Origin of the sequence: Micromonospora sp. NPDC050200 (assembly GCF_040656135.1) — a bacterium.
Lineage (GTDB): Bacteria > Actinomycetota > Actinomycetes > Mycobacteriales > Micromonosporaceae > Micromonospora.
The window spans coordinates 271,732-289,211 of the sequence record NZ_JBFALG010000002.1; the positions used below are offsets into that span (position 1 = coordinate 271,732).

The 17,480-nt window shown below is 72.6% G+C and carries 16 protein-coding genes; 8 read left to right on the top strand and 8 right to left on the bottom strand.

Features of this window, described 5'->3' with window-relative positions; translation table 11 throughout:
• Positions 1-177: 177 nt before the first annotated feature.
• Complete coding sequence (locus tag AB0I41_RS02775; protein ID WP_357101083.1) at positions 178-1,302, top strand: hypothetical protein; 1,125 nt, start codon at positions 178-180, stop codon at positions 1,300-1,302.
• On the opposite strand, the gene AB0I41_RS02780 is transcribed toward AB0I41_RS02775, so the two are convergent.
• Positions 1,280-1,714, bottom strand: coding sequence for a VOC family protein (locus AB0I41_RS02780; RefSeq protein WP_357101085.1), 435 nt, complete (start codon positions 1,712-1,714; stop codon positions 1,280-1,282). The two genes, AB0I41_RS02775 and AB0I41_RS02780, sit on opposite strands and share 23 nt — an antisense overlap.
• A gap of 108 nt (positions 1,715-1,822) precedes the next feature.
• Here AB0I41_RS02780 and AB0I41_RS02785 point away from each other — a divergent pair, with 108 nt between their 5' ends.
• Positions 1,823-2,626: a PPOX class F420-dependent oxidoreductase gene (locus tag AB0I41_RS02785; RefSeq protein ID WP_357101087.1), complete on the top strand. Its 804-nt coding sequence runs from the start codon at positions 1,823-1,825 to the stop codon at positions 2,624-2,626.
• 22 nt (positions 2,627-2,648) lie between these two features.
• Here AB0I41_RS02785 and AB0I41_RS02790 read toward each other — a convergent pair whose 3' ends face one another.
• Positions 2,649-3,320, bottom strand: coding sequence for a hypothetical protein (locus AB0I41_RS02790; RefSeq protein ID WP_357101089.1), 672 nt, complete (start codon positions 3,318-3,320; stop codon positions 2,649-2,651).
• Between the two features lie 80 nt (positions 3,321-3,400).
• On the opposite strand from AB0I41_RS02790, the gene yidD reads away from it, so the two are divergent.
• The 5 genes from yidD (at position 3,401) to AB0I41_RS02815 (ending at position 8,611) form a co-directional block, all read left to right on the top strand.
• On the top strand, positions 3,401-3,781 hold the full coding sequence (gene yidD / locus AB0I41_RS02795; protein ID WP_357101090.1) for a membrane protein insertion efficiency factor YidD: 381 nt from the start codon (positions 3,401-3,403) through the stop codon (positions 3,779-3,781).
• Between the two features lie 42 nt (positions 3,782-3,823).
• Positions 3,824-4,975 (top strand): aminoglycoside phosphotransferase family protein, encoded by a 1,152-nt coding sequence (locus AB0I41_RS02800; protein ID WP_357101092.1) that lies wholly within the window; start codon positions 3,824-3,826, stop codon positions 4,973-4,975.
• Positions 4,976-5,098: 123 nt separating this feature from the next.
• Positions 5,099-5,575 carry a DUF2231 domain-containing protein gene (locus AB0I41_RS02805; protein WP_357101223.1) on the top strand — a complete coding sequence of 159 codons (477 nt, stop codon included), beginning with the start codon at positions 5,099-5,101 and terminating at the stop codon, positions 5,573-5,575.
• Positions 5,576-5,642: 67 nt separating this feature from the next.
• Positions 5,643-6,983 carry a nicotinate phosphoribosyltransferase gene (locus tag AB0I41_RS02810; RefSeq protein WP_357101094.1) on the top strand — a complete coding sequence of 447 codons (1,341 nt, stop codon included), beginning with the start codon at positions 5,643-5,645 and terminating at the stop codon, positions 6,981-6,983.
• Positions 6,984-7,285: 302 nt separating this feature from the next.
• Positions 7,286-8,611 (top strand): phosphatidylserine/phosphatidylglycerophosphate/cardiolipin synthase family protein, encoded by a 1,326-nt coding sequence (locus tag AB0I41_RS02815; protein WP_357101096.1) that lies wholly within the window; start codon positions 7,286-7,288, stop codon positions 8,609-8,611.
• Between the two features lie 157 nt (positions 8,612-8,768).
• Here AB0I41_RS02815 and AB0I41_RS02820 read toward each other — a convergent pair whose 3' ends face one another.
• From AB0I41_RS02820 to AB0I41_RS02835, 4 genes are all read right to left on the bottom strand, one after another.
• On the bottom strand, positions 8,769-11,546 hold the full coding sequence (locus AB0I41_RS02820) for a BTAD domain-containing putative transcriptional regulator (protein WP_357101098.1): 2,778 nt from the start codon (positions 11,544-11,546) through the stop codon (positions 8,769-8,771).
• 298 nt (positions 11,547-11,844) lie between these two features.
• Positions 11,845-13,674: a PA domain-containing protein gene (locus tag AB0I41_RS02825; protein ID WP_357101100.1), complete on the bottom strand. Its 1,830-nt coding sequence runs from the start codon at positions 13,672-13,674 to the stop codon at positions 11,845-11,847.
• Positions 13,675-13,844: 170 nt separating this feature from the next.
• Positions 13,845-14,807 (bottom strand): hypothetical protein, encoded by a 963-nt coding sequence (locus AB0I41_RS02830; protein WP_357101102.1) that lies wholly within the window; start codon positions 14,805-14,807, stop codon positions 13,845-13,847.
• Positions 14,800-14,937, bottom strand: coding sequence for a hypothetical protein (locus tag AB0I41_RS02835; RefSeq protein ID WP_357101104.1), 138 nt, complete (start codon positions 14,935-14,937; stop codon positions 14,800-14,802). The genes AB0I41_RS02830 and AB0I41_RS02835 overlap by 8 nt, the downstream gene beginning before the upstream one ends.
• Positions 14,938-14,957: 20 nt before the next feature.
• On the opposite strand from AB0I41_RS02835, the gene AB0I41_RS02840 reads away from it, so the two are divergent.
• On the top strand, positions 14,958-15,314 hold the full coding sequence (locus AB0I41_RS02840) for a hypothetical protein (RefSeq protein ID WP_357101106.1): 357 nt from the start codon (positions 14,958-14,960) through the stop codon (positions 15,312-15,314).
• On the opposite strand, the gene AB0I41_RS02845 is transcribed toward AB0I41_RS02840, so the two are convergent.
• Positions 15,229-16,188, bottom strand: a complete 960-nt coding sequence (locus tag AB0I41_RS02845) for an endonuclease/exonuclease/phosphatase family protein (protein ID WP_357101108.1) — start codon at positions 16,186-16,188, stop codon at positions 15,229-15,231. The two genes, AB0I41_RS02840 and AB0I41_RS02845, sit on opposite strands and share 86 nt — an antisense overlap.
• A gap of 616 nt (positions 16,189-16,804) precedes the next feature.
• A complete protein-coding gene (locus AB0I41_RS02850) occupies positions 16,805-17,425 on the bottom strand; it encodes a hypothetical protein (protein WP_357101110.1) in 621 nt (206 codons plus the stop codon).
• Positions 17,426-17,480 lie beyond the last annotated feature (55 nt).

A 17,480-nucleotide genomic window follows, 5' to 3' on the forward strand; every position in this document is an offset into this window, starting at 1 on the left:
TAGCCCGCACCGCCGTCCCGACACACAACGTGAATCGACGCGGCGAACATCCGCCTGTCGTACGGATCGATCCCCCGAACGGGTGATTCGTCCCGCTTCGGCGTGTCCGCCGGACTCGCCGGCACCGTTGATCCGGGTGACACCCCGGTTGGTGGCTCGCGCGGCGAAGGAGTCGGCGTGGCAGAAACGACGGGTTCCACCTGGCGCTACACCTGGGCGCGGAAGCAGAACGAGCGCCGGCAGCGGGCGTACCGCGAGACTGAGCAGGCGTGGCGGCATCGCGACGACGAGCTGCGACGGCTGCGTGCCCTCGCCGTCGATCTGCGCGGCTCGGTGGCGGCGGGCCACGGGCTGTCTCTGGAACTCGCCCCCGGCGAGGTGGTCTTCTGGGCGCTGCCCGCCGCGCAACTGGTCGAGGTTCGGCACACGGCGGTGCTGCCCGCCCCCGACCTGACCGTCGAGCCGCTGCCGGCGCCGCTGCGTCACCGGCTCCCTGACGGCGTCAAGGCCACCGACGCCGGGATGGCCGTGATCACCAACCGCCGTCTGGTGCTGCTGGGCGGGCGGGGCCGGCGCGACTGGGCGTACGGGAAGATGACCGGCCTGTCCCACGACCCGGCGGCCCCGGTGTCGCTGATCCAGGTCCTCGACCGGCGACGGACCTGCGGGCTGCTGGTGCCGCCCACGGCGGCGGCCGAGTTCCGGTTCATCCTCACCCTGGCCTTCGCCGACGCCATCGAGCAGCGGGCGGCGGTCATCGCGCAGCTCGACGAGCTGATCGTCGAGCACGAGCAGGGCAGGCCGTTCCGGCCGGCGATCGCCACCCCCGGGCAGGCCCGGTTCACCGGGCGGGTCCCCGGCGGCCGGCGCACCGTCGCCGTCGCCGCCGCGCTCGCCCTGGTCGTGCCCGCGGTGCTCGTCGAATCCGACCCGTCGGTCACCCCCGGCTCCGACGTCGCGGTCGCCGCGACGCCGGTGCCCGCGCGGGTGCTCGCCCCGCGCGCCGCGCCGTCGCCGTCGCCGTCCGCCGCACCGGCACCGCGACGCTCGTCGCCCGCGCCCCCCAAACCGCGCGAGCGGCGCTGCGGCGCACCGGCCAACCCCGTGGGGTACGACTTCTGCGGCGGGAAGCGCATCCGCCAGCCCGACCACCGGGTCTGCGACTTCTTCGACTGTGCGCAGGGCTTCTGGGCCGGGCGCGGCTACCTGGTGCAGTGCCTCGACGGCGCGGTCAGCCTCACCGGTGGGCGGCGGGACGCCTGCGCCGGGCACCGTGGTGTCAAGCGGACCGTGTACGCCTGAAGTCCGGGACGGTCAGCGTGCCGTCCTCGGCGAGCGGGAAGCCCGGATTCCAGGCGATCTCCCAGACGTGACCGTCCGGGTCGGTGAAACAGCCGGCGTAGCCGCCGTAGAAGGTCTTCGCCGCCGGGCGGGTGATCCGGGCGCCGGCCTGCGCCGCGGTGGCCAGGACGTCGTCGACCTCGGCGCGGGAGCGGACGTTCTGCGCCAGCGTCACGCCGCCCGGGTCGGTGTCGGGCACGCCGGCGTCGGCGGCCAGCTTGTCGCGGCCCCACAGCACCAGGGCGAGACCGCCGGCCTGGAAGAAGACCGTCTCCTCGACCTCCTGACCGCGCCAGCCGAGGCGCTCGTAGAACGCGCGGGCGCGGGGGAGGTCGGCGACGCCGAGGGTGACCAGGCTGATCCGCTGTTCCATGCCTCGGACCGTACCGCCGGGGACCGTCACATCGCGGTGTGCCGTCACGACGGCGGATCCTGATCCCCGCACGGGTGGCGGTCACGTCCCCGGACACCGTCTCGTCACATGGGTATGCGAAACCTTGTCCGCGCCGCCGCCGCCCTGCTCGGCCTGGCCGCCGTGCTGGTGGGCGGTTGGGCGCTGTACCGACCGGACGGCTTCGCCGCAGCCGTCGACTTTCCCGCCAGCCACCACTTCGTCCACGACGTGGGCGCCTTCCAGTTGGGCCTCGGCCTGACCCTGCTGCTGGCCACGATCTGGGCCGACGCGCTCGCGGTCGCCCTGGCCGGATACCTTGTCGGCGCGGTCGCCCACACCGCCACCCACGCCGTCGACCAGCACCTGGGCGGCAGTGGCACACAGACCTGGCTGGTCGGCCTGTCGGCGCTGCTGGCCGCGGCGGCGCTGGCCGCGCGGTGGCGGGAACTGGGCGGGGTCCTCGGCGCGGTCGAGTGCACCGCAACACCACCGTGGACGCGGTTCACCCGGCAGAAGACCGTCCTGCTGACCACCTTCCGCCGGGACGGCACCCCGGTCGGCACGGCAGTGAGCATCGCCGTGGAGGGCGACCACGCCTACGTGCGCAGCTTCGCGCGGGCGGGCAAGACCCGCCGCCTCCGCAACAACCCCACGGTCACCGTCGCCCCCGCCACTGGTCGGGGCAGACCGACCGGACCCGCCGTCGAGGCCACCGCGCACCCGCTGACCGGTGACGAGTACGAGCACGCGGCCCGGCTGCTGGTGCGCAAGCACCCCCTGCTGCACGGCGTGCTCGTCCCGCTCACCCACCGCCTCGCGCGACGGCGGACCGGAGCCACCGTCCACTTCGTCCTGACCGCGCCGCCGGGCCCGGACCGGGCCGCCAGTTGAGGGCGCGCTCCGCGTGGCCCTGCTACGCCTCGACGTGCGGTTCCCGCTCGGATCCGGGCGTGCCCTGCCAGCGCCACCGGTGCAGCGGCGCCCGCCCCGGCAGTTCGCCGCGGCCGGTGGCCCAGAGCAGCGTCGCCCACGGGTCGGTGTCGGTGGGCGCGTCGGGGAACAACCGGTGCCGCACCCGCGCGCAGAGGTGCGCGTCGGGTCGCCAGCCCAGGCTGAGACCGGCCGCCACGTCGTGCATGTGCACCAGCGTCTCCACCACCCCCATCGCGGCGAACCCCTCCGGGTCGGCAGCGCCGAAGATGTGATGGGCGCGGACGTGCGGCGGCGTGGTGGAGACCAGCGCGGCCAGGAACGCCCCGCACGCCTCCAGCACCTGCACCAGCCCCGCGTTGCCGCACTTCGGGTCGGCCCAGACGCTCAACCCCGGCGCCTCCGGTCGCCGCCGCTCGTACCCGAACGGCACGTGTCCGTCCAGGGGTGGCCGGCGCGGGCCCAGCTGCCCCGCGTACGTGAAGAGGTCGTCGGCGATGTGCTCGACCGTCTCCCAGCAGTCCCAGTCCAGGCCGCCGGCGGGCACCCGCCAGTCCCGGTCGAGGGCGCCGGTGAGCAGGTCCGCCGCCGCATGCACCGCGTCCAGGACGTCGTCGGCGGTGACCGGTCCGGGCGGTGAGGTGGGTGCTGACATCGGTCGACGATAGCCGGCGTGCCGCCGAGGCGTGGGTCCCCCGGGCGCGGAGCGGCGAGTAGTGGCGGGGCTGCCGCATCATGTACGGCGTGTCCAACCTCAAGCGCAAGCGGCACACGTCGAAGAAGAAGCGCGACTGGTGCGACCCCAGCTGTGACTGCGACGGCCCGGACTGCTGCGACTTCGGGCTCTTTTCCCTCATGCTCACCCTCGGCGCCACCACCGCCCGGGTCAGCCGCGCGCCGGTCGTCGACCGGGCCGGCCGGGCCGCGATCCTCGGCTACCGCCGGTGGCTGTCGCACCGCTGGCCCGGCCAGTGCCGATTCACCCCCACCTGCAGCGCGTACGGCCTCACCGCCGTCGAACGGTACGGCCTGGCGGTCGGCGGGCGGATGGCGGCCGACCGGCTGCGCCGCTGCAAGCCGTGGGTGCCGCGCGGCACTCACGACCCGGTGCGATAACCGGTCGCCGACGGTCGCGCCCCGGCACTACCGTCGGCGACCGTGACCCGCACCGTGACCCTCGTCCTGGTCGACCCCGCCGGCCGGCTGCTCGGGGCGCTGCCCCCCTACGACGTGCCGACGCCCTGGTGGCAGGAGGTCGAGTCGGTGGTGCGCGGCGCGCCGATCGAGGTGACCGTCCTTCGGCTGCTCGCCGGCGAGCGCCCGGCGCCGCCCGGGGGCGCGGTGACCTACCTGGCGGAGGCGGCCGGCCCGGTCCGCGTACCCCTGGTGCCGGTGTCGGTGGAGCTGGCGCCGCATCCGCTGCGCGCGCCCTGGGCGGAGCCGGGCGGGCCGGCGGCGAGCCTGGCCTGGGCGCGGGCGGCGCTCGACCGGCTCGGACGGCCGGTGGCCGAGGTGGCGCAGCAGCGGACCTGGAACCTGTCGGCGATCTGGCGGCTCGACGGGCCGCGCGGCACCGCCTGGCTCAAGCAGGTGCCGGCCTTCTTCCGGCACGAGGCGGCGGTGCTGCGCCGGCTCGACGGGGTGGTGCCCGGGCTCGTGCCGACGCTGCTCGCCGACGACGGTGACGGGCGGATGCTGCTCGACCACGTGCCGGGGGAGGACCGCTACGCGGCCGACACCGCCGAACGCCAGGCCATCGCCGCGGACCATCACGCCCTTCAGGTACGCGCGCTGCCCCTCGCCGACGATCTGGTGGCGGCCGGCGTGCCGGACCTTCGCGGCGCCGGCCTGGCCCGGTGGATCCGCGCCGCACTCGCCCCGCACGCCGCCCCCGCCCTGCTCGACGGGTTGGAGGCGCGGCTGGAGGAGGTACGACGGTGCGGGTTGCCGGACACGCTGGTGCACGGTGACCTGCACCCCGGCAACGTCCGGGGCGACGGGCAGCGGCGGGTGATCATCGACTGGGGGGACTCGATCGTCGGGCATCCGGCGTTCGACATCCTCCGGCTGACCGAGCGGGTCGACCCGGCGGCGGCCTCGTCGCTGCTGGCGGCGTGGTCCGCGCGGTGGCGGGCCAGCGTGCCCGGCTGCGACCCCGAACGGGCCGTGGAGCTGCTGCGGCCGGTCGCGGCGTTGCGGTTGGCGGCGGTGTACGCGGCATTCCTGGCCGGGATCGAGCCGAGCGAGCGGGTGTACCACGAGGCAGACGTGCCGGACTGGTTGGCGCAGGCCGCTGCCCTGCCCGGGTGAGGATGACCTGCGTCCTCGCTTCACGTGTTCACCGCCGGTAGGTGTACCAGCGACCCGAAGGGGTACCCGCGCCCAAACATCCCGACAGACAGGGTGGTAGCGGTGGAAAGTCGAGCCAGGGCGATGGGCCACGGGATCCATCCCATGATGATCGTGTTCCCGCTGGGCCTGTTCGCCACGGCGGTGATCTTCGATATCCTGTATCTGATCACGGACCGCGCTGGATTCCAGATTTCCGCCGCGTACAACATCGGCATCGGCGTCATCGGCGGCCTCGTCGCCGCGGTCTTCGGATTCATCGACTGGCGGGCCATCCCGTCCGGTACCCGCGCCAAGCGCGTCGGCGCGATCCACGGCGTCGGCAACGTCGTCGTCGTGCTGCTGTTCGCGGTGAGCTGGTTCGCGCGGGCGTCCGCGGAGAACTGGGAGCCAAAGGCCCTGGCCCTGATCTGCAGCTTCGTGGGCATTGTCCTGGTCGGGATGACGGCCTGGCTCGGCGGCGAACTGGTCGAGCGGCTGGGCATCAGTGTCAGCGACGACGCCGGCGTCAATGCGTCGAGTTCCCTGTCTCACCGTCCCGCGCGCGGCGCCCGCTCCTGACCGGACGGGACGGCATCACCGCGATGCCACCGGTCCGTCGACCGCGCCCCCGTGCCGATGGAGGAACATGACCGGGTTGCGTACCGACCTGTACGAGCTGCGGATGGTGGCCAGCTACCTGCGCCGGGACATGGTGGAGCGCGCAACGTTCAGCCTGTTCGTCCGCCGCCTACCGCCGCGGCGCGGTTTCCTGGTGGCCGCCGGGCTGGCCGAGGCGCTGGCGTTCCTGGAAAGCTTCGCGTTCGACGAGGGCGAACTCGGCTATCTGCGCGACATCGTCGGGTTCGACCAGGCGACGCTGGCAGCGCTCGAGGGGCTGCGGTTCACCGGTGACGTCTGGGCCGTACCGGAGGGCCGCGTGGTGTTCGCCGACGAACCGCTGCTGGAGATCACCGCGCCGATCGCCGAGGCGCAGCTGGTGGAGACCGGCGTGCTGAACCTGATCACGTTCCACACGACGGTGGCCAGCAAAGCCGCCCGATGCCGCCTCGCCGCCGGCGACGCGCAGTTGGTCGACTTCGCGTTCCGCCGCACGCACGGGATCGAGGCCGGGGCGGGCGTGGCACGGGCGTCCGCGATCGCCGGCTTCGCCGCGACCAGCGACGTCGAGGCCGCTCGACGCTACGGGCTGACGCCGTCCGGGACGATGGCCCACTCGTACGTCGAGGCGTTCCTCGACGAGCGTGCCGCGTTCCGCGCGTTCGCGACCGACTTCCCCACGAACCCGGTGTTCCTCGTCGACACCTACGACACGCCCGCCGGAGTGCGGGCCGCCGTCGAGGTCATCGGGCAGCTGGGACTGACCGGCCCGGTGGGCGTGCGACTCGACTCCGGAGATCTCGCCGCGCTGGCCGTGCAGACCCGCGCGATCCTCGACGACGCCGGGCTGACCCGGGCCCAGATCGTGGCCAGCGGCAGCCTCGACGAGGACGTCATCGCGGCGCTCGTTGCCGCGGGCGCACCGATCGACGCGTACGGCGTCGGCACCCGGATGGGCGTCTCCTTCGACGCGCCGTCCCTGGACAGCGTCTACAAGCTGGTGGCCGTCGGCGACCGGCCGGTGCTCAAGCTGTCGCCCGGCAAGGCCACCCTGCCCGGTCCCAAGCAGGTCTTCCGTGATCCCACCGGCGCCAGCGGCGACGTGGTGGGGCTGCGCGACGAACCCCCACCGGGCGACCGCGAGCCGCTGCTCGTGCCGGTCATGCGCGGCGGCCGTCGCCTGGACGTCGCCGACCCGGCCGGTGCGGTACGCGCCGCGCGCGGCCGGTTCGACGCGGACCTCGCCTGGCTACCGGAGCCGGCGCGCCGGCTGGCGGACCCGGCGCCGCTCACCGCCACCGTCAGCCCGGCCCTCGCCGCCCTGCACGAGCGGGTGGCCGCGCAGGTGGCGCGGGGCGGGACCTACTGACAGCCGCGCCGCCACGGCCAACCCTGTCCTCGTCCAGCTGCCTCCTTCCGTGGACGCCCCGGTCAAGGCCCGCCAGTTGAGGAAGCGGACCATCCGGGGCACACCCGGTCCTTTGACGCGCTTTCCACAGTCCTTCCACGCCTCGGTACGACAGTCGACGTCAACCAATGCCGACGGTCACTCCCGCCGAGGGGTGATCCGGGCGCGGCGGGCCGACTGGCCCGCGCCCAGGAGTACGGGGAAGGACTGATCACCGTGCGATCGACATCGTTCGTGGCCCTCGTGACGCAGCGGAGTGCCGCATGAGAAGAAGGTCGAACCTGCGCAGCCTGGCGATGGCGGCGGCCGTGCTGACGGCGGTCTCCCTGCCGGTCACCCCGGTCGCGGCGCAGACCTCCGCCGAGGGGGCCGTCCCGGCCGCGGCGGCGGCGGTGGTCCCCATCGCCGCCTCCGAGGTCCGCAACTACGCCTGGTTCAACAGCAAGACGGAGTTCCCGGACATGCACAAGGGGGTCGGTGCCCACGTGGCCCGGCTGATCAACGCGACGCCGTCCGGGGCGACGCTGTCGCTCACCCTCTACTTCTTCAACCGCCAGGAGGTCCTCGACGCCCTCCGCGCCGCTGCCGGCCGTGGCGTACGGGTCCGGATCGTGATCAACGGCAGCCAGGTCTGGGACGGTGACGCCTTCTACAAGGCGCTGAAGGCGACTCCGGGGATCACGGTCGTGGAGTGCGGCACGAGGCGCTCCGACAGGCAGTCGACCCGTGGCTGCATGACCGACCGGACGGGGGCGTCGCCGTTGGGCAACCCGCCGCTGATGCACGACAAGTTCATGACGATCTCCAGCGTACGGCTCGCGGGCGGCGGCACGGCGAGGAACGTCCTCTACGTCTCGTCGGCCAACCTTGACTACTACGCGGCGTACGAGAACGCGATCACGATCAGCCACGAGGGCCTGTACGCGGACTACCTGCGGTATTTCAACAGCCTGATGGCCCACGGCCGGTCGGGGGAGAGCGACGACAACGCGGGCCGGACCTACGCGGCCGACGCGCACCGCCTCTACACCTTCCCCCGCCGGGAGGCTGCCGGCAGAACGCCGGGCAGTGGGAGCAACGACCCGATCGTGAGCATCCTCAAGGGCCTGTCCTGCTCCGGGTCGACGAAGGTGGACCTGGCGAACTTCCGGATCCAGCGCCGCGCCGTGGTGAACGAACTCATAGCGGCCCGCAAGCGCGGGTGCCAGGTCCGGATCGTCACCGGCGCCAAGTCCGGCGCCCCGCACGACAAGGGCAACCCCATGCCGGCGCTGGTGGACCTCGCCAAGGCCATGCCCGTGCGCCTCTGCGGCTACACCGAGAACGACAAGGGCGAGCAGCAGGGCATCCCGATGCACGAAAAGTTCATGATCATCCGCCAGGGCAGCCAGTCCACGCTCTACGTGGGCAGCCACAACCTCACCTACCGGGCGCTGCGCCAGAACGACGAGAACATCCTGGCGCTGCGCAACCACCCGCTCGCCGCGCCCTTCCAGCAGCGGTTCGCGTCGCACTACAGCACCTGCTGGGTCTGGACCCCGCCAGCGGGGGTCGCCGCGACGGTCGACGACGCCGAGGGCACCGCCTGAGCACACCAGGCCCGACAGGATCGGTGCCGGTGCCGGCCCGCCCGGGTCGGCACCGGCACCGGCACCGCCGAGTGGCGGCACCGTGACCGCGTCGGCCGCCGAGACGACGGTGCACCCGATGACAAGGGGGCGGGTGCACCGTCGTCGCTGGCCGGCGTCACGGACCGTAATCCAGCAGCGCCCGGACCCGCTCGGCGTCCGGGTGCTCGATCTCGGCGAGGATGTCGAGCGCCCGCCGCCAGGACCGCCGGGCGGCATCCGGGTCACCGCCGGCGTGCTGGGTCTCCCCGAGGTGGCGGAGGGTGATCGCCTCGTTCATCCGGTCGCCCAGCTTCCGATACAGCCCGAGCGCCTGCCGGTAGCAGGCGCTCGCCTGATGGAGGTCGAGATGACGGTAGGCGTACCCCAGGCTGTCCCACGCGCCGGCCATGCCGACCGGGTCGCCGAGGCGTTCCAGCAGCGCCAGGGACCGGCGGCAGTGCACGATCGCCCGCTCGTGGTCGCCGAGCAGGGCCAGACACCAGCCCACCGAGTTGAGCGTGTTCGCCTCGCCCCGCTCGTGACCGGCCTGCTGGAACAACCCGAGCGCGTGCTCGTCGTGCCGCAGCGCCCCGGCGATGTCGCCCTGCTGCTCACCCAGCCAGCCCAGGCTCCGGTAGGTGAAACCCTGACCGACGAGGTCACCGAGGCCGTCGAACAGGTCGAGGGCCTGCCGGTAGTGCTCCCGCGCGTCGTCGTACCGGCGCAGCCGCACGTGCGCGCCGCCCACGATCCGGTGCGCCTCCGCCTCGGCCGCCCGGTCACCGTGGCGCCGCGCGGCGGCCACCCCGGCCCGCCCGGCCCGTACCCAGTCCGACCAGTGCCCGCGCCGGGCGAAGAAGTTCGCGGTGGCCCACGCCAGCCGCCACACATGCCCGTCGAGGCCGGCGCGCGCCGCCTGGTCCAGCCCGGCCAGCAGCGCCGCGTGCTCCGCGCCGAACCAGGTCAGCGCCGCGTCCCGGTCCGCGAACACCTCCGCCGTCACGCCCTCGGCGACCGGAGGCGCCGCCAGCGGGTCGCGGTGCGGCCACAGCAGCGCGTCGGCGGCGAGCGCGGTGTGCAGGTGGTGGTCCAGCACCCGCCGCACCGCCGCCGGCCGCTCGGCGTCGTCGCGGCCCAGCTCATCGGCGTACGCGCGGAGCAGGTCGTGCAGCGCGTACCGGCCCGGGACGTGCTCGACGACCAGGTGCGCCGCCGCCAGCTCGCGCAGCTCGGGCCGTACCCGATCGGGTGCCCGGCCGGCGAGACTCGCCGCGGTGGGGACGGTTACGTCCGGGCCGGGGTGCGCCGCCAGCAACCGGAACAGCCGGGCGGCGGCCGGCGCGAGACCTTGGTACGACCAGGAGAACACCGCCCGCACATCGGCGACGGTGTCACCCCCGGTGAACGCGTCGAGCCCACCACCGGCGCGCAGCTCCCCGGCGAGCGCGTCGAGCGTGAACTCGGGATGGGTGGCCGCGCGGGCGGCCACGATCGCCAGGGCCAGCGGAAGCCGGCCGCACGACTCGACGATCCGTTGCACGGCTGCCGGTTCCCCGGCCACTCGCGCGGCTCCCACCCGGCGGGCGATCAGGTCGCGGGATTCGCCGCTGTCGAGCAGGTCGAGCCGCAGCGGCCGGGCGCCCTCGGCGACCACCAGGCCGGCCAGCTGGTTGCGGCTGGCCACCACCGTGGCGCAGCCGGAAGCCCCGGGCAACAGTGGGCGGACCTGCTCCGCGTCGCGGACGTTGTCCAGCACCACGAGCATTCGCCGGTCGGCCAGCAGGCTGCGGTAGAGCCCGGCCTGCGCGTCGAGGGTCGCCGGCATCCGTTCGGGTGGGACCCCGAGCGCGTCGAGGAAACCGCGGACCGCCTCGCCCGCGCTCATCGGCACCCCGGTCGGATCGAACCCGCGCATGCCGACGTACAGCTGCCCGTCCGGGAAGTCGTCGCGTACGGCGTGCGCCAGCCGGATCGCGAAGAGGGTCTTGCCGACGCCGGCCGCCCCGCTGACCAGCACCGTCGGGGAGCCGTCTGCGGTGGGGCGCAGGAGCTCCCGGGCGGCGTCCAGCTCGGCGACCCGGCCCACGAACTGCGGCGGGTCGGGTGGGAGCAGGGAGGGCCGGACCGGCTTGGCGTGGTCCGCGGGTCGTCGCTGCGACGGCAGCCGCCGGTGCAGGATGTCCCGCTGGAGCTCCTCAAGCTCGGGGGCGTCGAGCCCGCGCTCCCGCAGCAGCACCAGCCCGTCGCGGCACACCTCGGCCGCCTCGTCCACCCGCTGCTCCGCGTAGAGCGCCAGGGCGAGCAGCCGCCGTACGCCCTCGTCGTAGGGGTCGTCGACGAGCGTCCCGGAGAGCTGCGCGATCGCCTCGGCGTGCCGGCCGAGCGCGGTGAGGGCCTGCGCGTAGTCGCGTAGGGCGGCACGGCGGGTGGCGTCGAGCTGGGCGACCCTCGGCAGGACGAACGGGCGGTCGGCCAGGTCGGCGAAGGCGGGGCCGCGCCAGAGCGCCAGCGCGTTGTGGAGCAGGGCGGCGGCCCGCTCGGTCAGGTCGGTGTCGCCGGCGGAGAGCAGACGGTGGCCCTCGGCGCACCAGCGCTCGAATCGGTGGGCGTCGACCGTGTCCGCTGGCACGTCGAGTCGGTAGGCGGCGCCGGCGCCCGAGCCGACGGTGATGATGACCTGCTCTGCTCCGGGCTCCAGGGCACGACGGAGGTGGGAGACGTGGCTGCGGAGGGTGGTGCGGGCGCCGGGCGGAGGCGATTCGGCCCAGATCAGGTCGACGACCCGGGCCGCTGGGACGGCAGAGCCGGCCTCGACGAGCAGGATGGCCAGCAACTCCACCAGCTTCGGGCCGAGCCGCACGGGTTGGTCGCTCACGGTCGCCCGTACGGGGCCGAGCACGTCGATGCGCAACACTCAGAACTCACGCTCCCATTCGCCCCGCCCGTCTGATCACGGTAGTGGCTGATTCCGTCGCCGTTGACGATCTACTGTGGCGTTCCGGATGTCGGTGCACGGGCGGGGCAGCATGGTCACCACCCGCCGAGGACCGTTCAGCCTGGCGGAGGGGGGGGTTGCGCCTATCGGTGTCGCATGCCTGACAGTTCGGCGAGCACCGAGGTTCCCAGGACCGAGTTGATCGACCGTGCGGGACAGGCGCCGGGGATGGAGCGGCGCCGCCACCTCATGGGTGACGGCGCCGCGAGTGGGGTGCCTAGTTCTTGCCGGTGTACTTGAACACGTACAGCCCGAAGTCGCGGTCGCTGGCGAGCACGTACTCGCCGCCGGCGCGCTGGAGGATCTGCACGCCCCAGAGGTCGTTGCCGCCCTCGTCGACGAAGTGGCCGACCTCGGTGATCCGGTCGTTCTTGATGCTGAGGACCCGCAGCCCTGCGTCGTAGTACGACGCGTACACCAGGTGCGGGTTCTGCTTCGACACGGCCACCTCGTGCACGGTCAGGTTGCCGAACCCGCTGGCGTAGGCCGGGTCCATGCCTTGCCGTACGGCGTAGGTGTCCAGCTCCTGTAGCTTCCCGGTCCCGTTTCGGAACAGGTGCACGTAGCCCCATCCGTCAAAGGTGGCAGCCAGGGTGACGGTGTCCCCGACGGTGCCGACCGGCACCGAGGCCCTGGCCGAGCTCCTCTGGCAGGCCGCCTCGTCGTAATCGCCGTCCGCGTCCATGATGGACAGCCCGGCCTGCCGGTTCACGAAGAAGAACGGCTTGTTGGCCACGACCGACGGGCTCACCAGCGAGCCACAGCCGCCCGACGAACCCGTCCGGTTGAAGACAACGGTTCCCGCGTACCCGCGGGACTCCACGTTGGCCGCCATCTCGGTGAAGCCGCATCCGCCTCGTTCGACGAGGGCGATGTAGGGACCGCCGGTTGCCGGTGCGGGTGCCGGCGGGTTTGCGTTGCAACCAAGCCCGACGAAGATGGCTGTGCCGGACAGCTCGTCGCCGGTGGGCAGTTGCGCGCCGCCGGCCTGCACCGACCGGAATTCGCCTCCGTCGTTCGTCGCGACCCGGACCCGGGTCGGCCCGAAGTCCTCGTCGGTGGTCAGGACGTACTCGCCGTTGTGCACGAACTCGGCGTAGTGGCCGTTGCCCTCGGGGCCGAGCGTTACGCCGTTGCTCTCGAGCAACTGCGGGTCGGGGAAGGTGAAGTCGGTGTCGGCGACGTAGCTCGGGTGAGCCGGGTTGGTCACGTCGAGCGCCACGTAGCCGGCGTCCCACATGGACAGCAGCATGATCTGCCGATTGCCGTGCTTGCGCACCACCACGTCATGGAAGAAGACCGTGTCCAGGTCGACACCCGGCTGCAGGATCTGTGGGAACATCTCGGCCACGTTGACGTCGATCACCTGGACCGGGTGCCGCGGGTCGGTGATGTCAAAGATGGGCAGCATGGGCGTACGGCTGTCCGGGAGCACGATGTAGGCCTTGCGGTCCGGTCCGGCCCCGGTCTGCCACATGAACGTGCTGTGGGTCGTGCGCGCCCGCGTCGTCACCTGCGGTTCGACCGCCCCGAAGCCGTTGGCGAGTACCACGGGGTGCAGGGGGTCGGAAACGTCGACGAGGGTCGCTCCGCCCACCGCCGGCGGCGCCGAGGCGTTGGTGCAGAGCTCGTTGCTGTACGCCAGCACGTCGCCGCTGAACGCGGGGGTGCTGAAGTTGATCGGATGGATTCCTTCGCCGACGAACGAGCCCGGTGACGCGGCGATGAAGCCGACATGCTGCGGGTTGCCGAGGTCGGAGATGTCCATGACGTAGACGCCGCCCTCGCACGGATCGCTGTTGAAAGCGCCGAGGTACGCGTAGTCGCCGAGCACGCCGACGTCGGAAACGACGCCCGCCCGGGCATTGTTCACCCGTGCCTTGCCGACGAGGGTGACGTCCTTGTTGTCGTGGTCGAGGTGGCCCCCCTCGCCACCGTGCTGGTGAGCCTCGACGACGATGCCGCCGTCGTCGAAGATCGTGTTGTTCGCGTTGGCCGGTCCAACCGTCAGGCCGGTGGTCGCGAGGACAACGGAAAGTAGGATCACGCCTCTGCGGGGTTTCCGCACCATGCGATCACATCCGATCAGGTGAATCAATCAATATCGTTGATGGGCGATAGTATCGGCACGATGGAACGGGAAACATCCCCTGTCCGGCCTTCCTCGCGAGTGGTCCTGACGAGGGCAGGCCAGCTCTCCCGTGCCCAGTGACACCGCTACCGCACCACCAGCGTGAACTCGGCGGAATGCACCCTGCCGTCAACCTGGAAGTCGAAGAACATCCGGTACCGGCCGGGACTCGTCGCCGCGAGCCAGAACTTGACCGCGCCGCCGAGCAGCCGCTCCTCCGGGTGCACGTGCACGTACCCAAGGTCGCCCTCACGTAGCACGACAAGGTGCCCGTACGCGCCGAGGTAGCGCTGCAGGTCGGCCACCGGCGAACCGTCCCGGTACACCCGGAACACCAGCGCCTGGGTCTCACCGAGTCGCGGCGTGCCCTCGTAGGTCACGGTGAATCCGTCGACGATGGACTCGCGGGTGGCGTCGGGTAGCGGGCGCGGCCGGTAATCACCGGGCACGGTGAGGTCCACGCCGAGGGTCAGCGGGACCTGCGCCCTGGTCGAGCCGACGGCCGCGAAGTCGGCGTACGCCCGCCACGCGCCGGCCCGCGGGAGCACCAGGTCAACGCTCCAGGTGCCGTCCGGCGCCATCGTCGGGTGCAGGTGCTGGTAGCCGGAGAAGTCCCGACGCGCGACGATCAGGTGCATCTGCTTGTCGTGCACGATCCCGAAGTTCGTCACCGGCTTGCGGTCGGGGCCGATCACGCGGAACCGCCAGGTGCTCCGCGCGCCCGCCGTGAGGGAGGTCGTCTCGGGTACGAAGGTGTAGCCGCCCGCGCTGACGGCCAGCCCACCCACCTCGGCAGCGGCAGCCGCCGCCGCACCGCCCGCGTGCTGGTGCCCGGCGCCACCCGAGGCGTGCATGCTGGTGCCGGTCGGCCCGCCCGTCGGAGCCGAACCTGTCGGGCGCGCCGAGTCGCGGACCACCTCGCCGAGCGCAAAGCCGGCGACGAGCGCGACCGCGAGCCCACCGACGAAGACGAGCAGGCGCGGCGATGCGCCGTCGTGGGCCGACGGGGGAGCCGGGCGAGGCGTCGTCGTGGCCGAGGGCTCAGTCATCGGCGCCGGCCAGCTCATGGCCTGCCGTGTCTGCGGCGGTCCGCACCTCGTCGACCGATGGTTCATCGCTCGTCACGCTGACCCCGCCGGTCGTCACGCCTACGACGGCGTACGCGTTTTCAACAGACATCTGGTCTCCCCAACCCCGAGTTGGATCTGAACAAGCTATGGCACGCCCTGCACTTCCTGCTCACCGGTACGCGTGGGAGATCGATGACGGGGCCGGTGCGGCGATCCTCGGCGGGGAGGAGATCGGCGAGGACGGCGGCTACGGACCGGCACGCCTTCTCGACGGGGAAATGGTCCGCGTGGTCGCCACCGCCGGCTTCGTGCTGGTCGACGGGCCGCTCAGGCTATGGCGCCCCGCGCCGGCGTCAACTCCGGGCTGGCGCGTCGGCGCCAGCCCGGAGCAGCGTTCGCGTTACCGCAGGGCCAGCACGGCCAGGTAGCCGAGGTGGTCCGATGCCCACCGGCCGTCGGGGGTCTGCCGCTCGGCCCCGAAGATGAGGCTCGAGACGGGTACGACCGCCCCCCGGAACAGGACCATGTCGATGCGGTGTTCGACGTCGTCGGCGGGTTGGTTCAGGTCATCGCCCAGACCCGCGGTGTAGCCGGGATCGTCCGGCTGCAGGATCTGCCACGTGTCTCGCATCCCGCCGGCCACCAGCGCCGCGTAGGCGAGCCGGTTTTCGGCGACGGGCAGGTCGGGGCCCGTGTTGAGGTCACCGGCGAGGATGACGTCACCCGGCGCGGCGGCCAGCGGGCCGGCCAGCAGCTCGTGCGCCTGCAGCACCCGGATACCGGCGTGGAAGGCCTCCAGGTGGGTGTTCACGAACCGGAACGGGCGTTGCCCGCGTACCACGTCCACCGCCGTCCAACCGCGGGTGCTGGTCACGGTCCCGTTCGTGGCCGCGAGCGGAAACGTGAGGTTGTTGACGAAGTTGCCGGACGAGGAGTCGGTCACCTTCACCCGGCCGCCGTGGCGCACCAGGATGACGTCGCGCATCGTGAGCCGTACGTCCAGGTAGTGCGGCGCGCCCGCGGGCGCCTCCAGATCCGCCTCGGCCTGTACGACCGCGACGTCGTACGGGTGACCGGAACGGCTCAGCTCGCCCATGAGCAGCGCCAGATAGTCGTACCGGACGTCCATGGCCGGTGCGGGGTCACCAATCCGGCCCGTGCGCCACAGGGCGACCTCCTGCAATCCGACCAGATCCGGCTTGTTCTCGGTGATCTCCCGAGCGAGCAGTTTCGCCCGGGCGGGAAAGTCGACCAGGCCGACGTGGCTGAACAGCGCGGAGTTCGCGGCCAGAAACGCCTCCACTGTCGGCGCGCCGATCGACGGCGTCAGATCGCCACCCAGATATAGGTTCCGGGTCATCACGGTGACTTTGGACTGTCCCTGGGCCTGGACGGGCGCGCCGAAAAGGCCGACGCTGACCAGTGCGATGGCGGCTGCGAGGGTCACCCTCGCCGCTCGCCAGCGAGAGATGGGGGGTGTCGCGAGCATCCTCTTCGATCCTCTCTCCCGGCGACTACGCCGGCGTCGGACGTGAGATCGATCCGGTGGTGCGGGGTGGGAACCCGCAAGGCGGCGTCGCGACCTGTCGGCGCGGCCCGAGGCGGTGCGTGCACCGTATCGCCGCGCGGGCGGTCAGGGACAGCCGTGGATATCGGCGGTTCGGCCCCATCCGCTGACCGGTACGGGTACTCGACGATCACGCCGGCATCCGCGTCGAACAGGCCACTGGCGATGAGCCGGCGGACCCGCTCGGCGGACGGTCAGCTGTCGGCGGTCCAGACGCGGACCCGGAATCGATCCACGTGCAGGATGGACGGAGCGCGTGGGTCCGGAGCAGTTCGGCGACGGTCAGCTGGACAGGCCGTCCACCGGCTCGCCGAGCCCGACCTCGGTGGACCTCCGCGGCCCACCGGAGAACTCGGAGCGGAGCGTCCCGGTCGGGTGCCGGCCTGCGCCCGTGGGCACGCTCGGCTCGTCAGTCGGGCAGGCAGGTCCCGTCTGGCAGAAGGCCGACGATCTCCTCGCCGCCCGCACCGCCCGGCACCTGCTCCAGGTAGCCGACGACGCAGACGTCATCGAGGCGAGCCGCGTAGAGCAGCGCGCCCACATAACCTGGATCGCCCGGACGAGCCAACCGTGCCGTGCTCGCTGAGGCCTCCGTCCGGCTCAGCCACAGCCGAGCCGCGTCGACATCGTGCTGCGTGGGGTCGTGTGACGCCGGCCGACGGGCGCATTCACGCTGGATGCCGGTCATGCACCAGCCGGCGTGCGACGCGGCGAGGCGAATCGCCTTGGCCCTGTCCTTGACCGCCGTCCGCTGCCCCTCGGTCACCGGTGCGCGGCGCGGGTCCAGGGCCGCGGGCGGACCGCACTCCTTGGGAGGGCCCGGGTCCAAGCCGAACACGGGGCAGCCGTAGCCGATCGACCGCTTCCCACCCGCGGCCGGATCGGGTTCGCCGACGAACCACCTGACACCCGCGGTGGCGGCCACGACGGCGACGACCGCGCCGCACACGACCAGGACCAGCCGGGTACGGCCCACCCACCGCCGACTCGAACCGTCCTGGCCTGCGGGCAGCTCACCATCATCGCGCACGACGTGCATAGTAGAAGCCAATCGATCACCGCGAAGGAACAAGACGTGACGAACA

Bases quoted from the DNA above. Each gene is read 5' to 3' on its own strand.
- AB0I41_RS02835 (WP_357101104.1), bottom strand. From the start codon at position 14,937: ATGTCTGTTGAAAACGCGTACGCCGTCGTAGGCGTGACGACCGGCGGG.
- AB0I41_RS02810 (WP_357101094.1), top strand. From the start codon at position 5,643: ATGACCGGGTTGCGTACCGACCTGTACGAGCTGCGGATGGTGGCCAGC.
- AB0I41_RS02830 (WP_357101102.1), bottom strand. From the start codon at position 14,807: ATGACTGAGCCCTCGGCCACGACGACGCCTCGCCCGGCTCCCCCGTCG.
- AB0I41_RS02845 (WP_357101108.1), bottom strand. From the start codon at position 16,188: ATGACCCGGAACCTATATCTGGGTGGCGATCTGACGCCGTCGATCGGC.
- AB0I41_RS02790 (WP_357101089.1), bottom strand. From the start codon at position 3,320: ATGTCAGCACCCACCTCACCGCCCGGACCGGTCACCGCCGACGACGTC.
- AB0I41_RS02785 (WP_357101087.1), top strand. From the start codon at position 1,823: ATGGGTATGCGAAACCTTGTCCGCGCCGCCGCCGCCCTGCTCGGCCTG.
- yidD (WP_357101090.1), top strand. From the start codon at position 3,401: ATGTACGGCGTGTCCAACCTCAAGCGCAAGCGGCACACGTCGAAGAAG.
- AB0I41_RS02805 (WP_357101223.1), top strand. From the start codon at position 5,099: ATGGGCCACGGGATCCATCCCATGATGATCGTGTTCCCGCTGGGCCTG.
- AB0I41_RS02815 (WP_357101096.1), top strand. From the start codon at position 7,286: ATGAGAAGAAGGTCGAACCTGCGCAGCCTGGCGATGGCGGCGGCCGTG.
- AB0I41_RS02780 (WP_357101085.1), bottom strand. From the start codon at position 1,714: ATGGAACAGCGGATCAGCCTGGTCACCCTCGGCGTCGCCGACCTCCCC.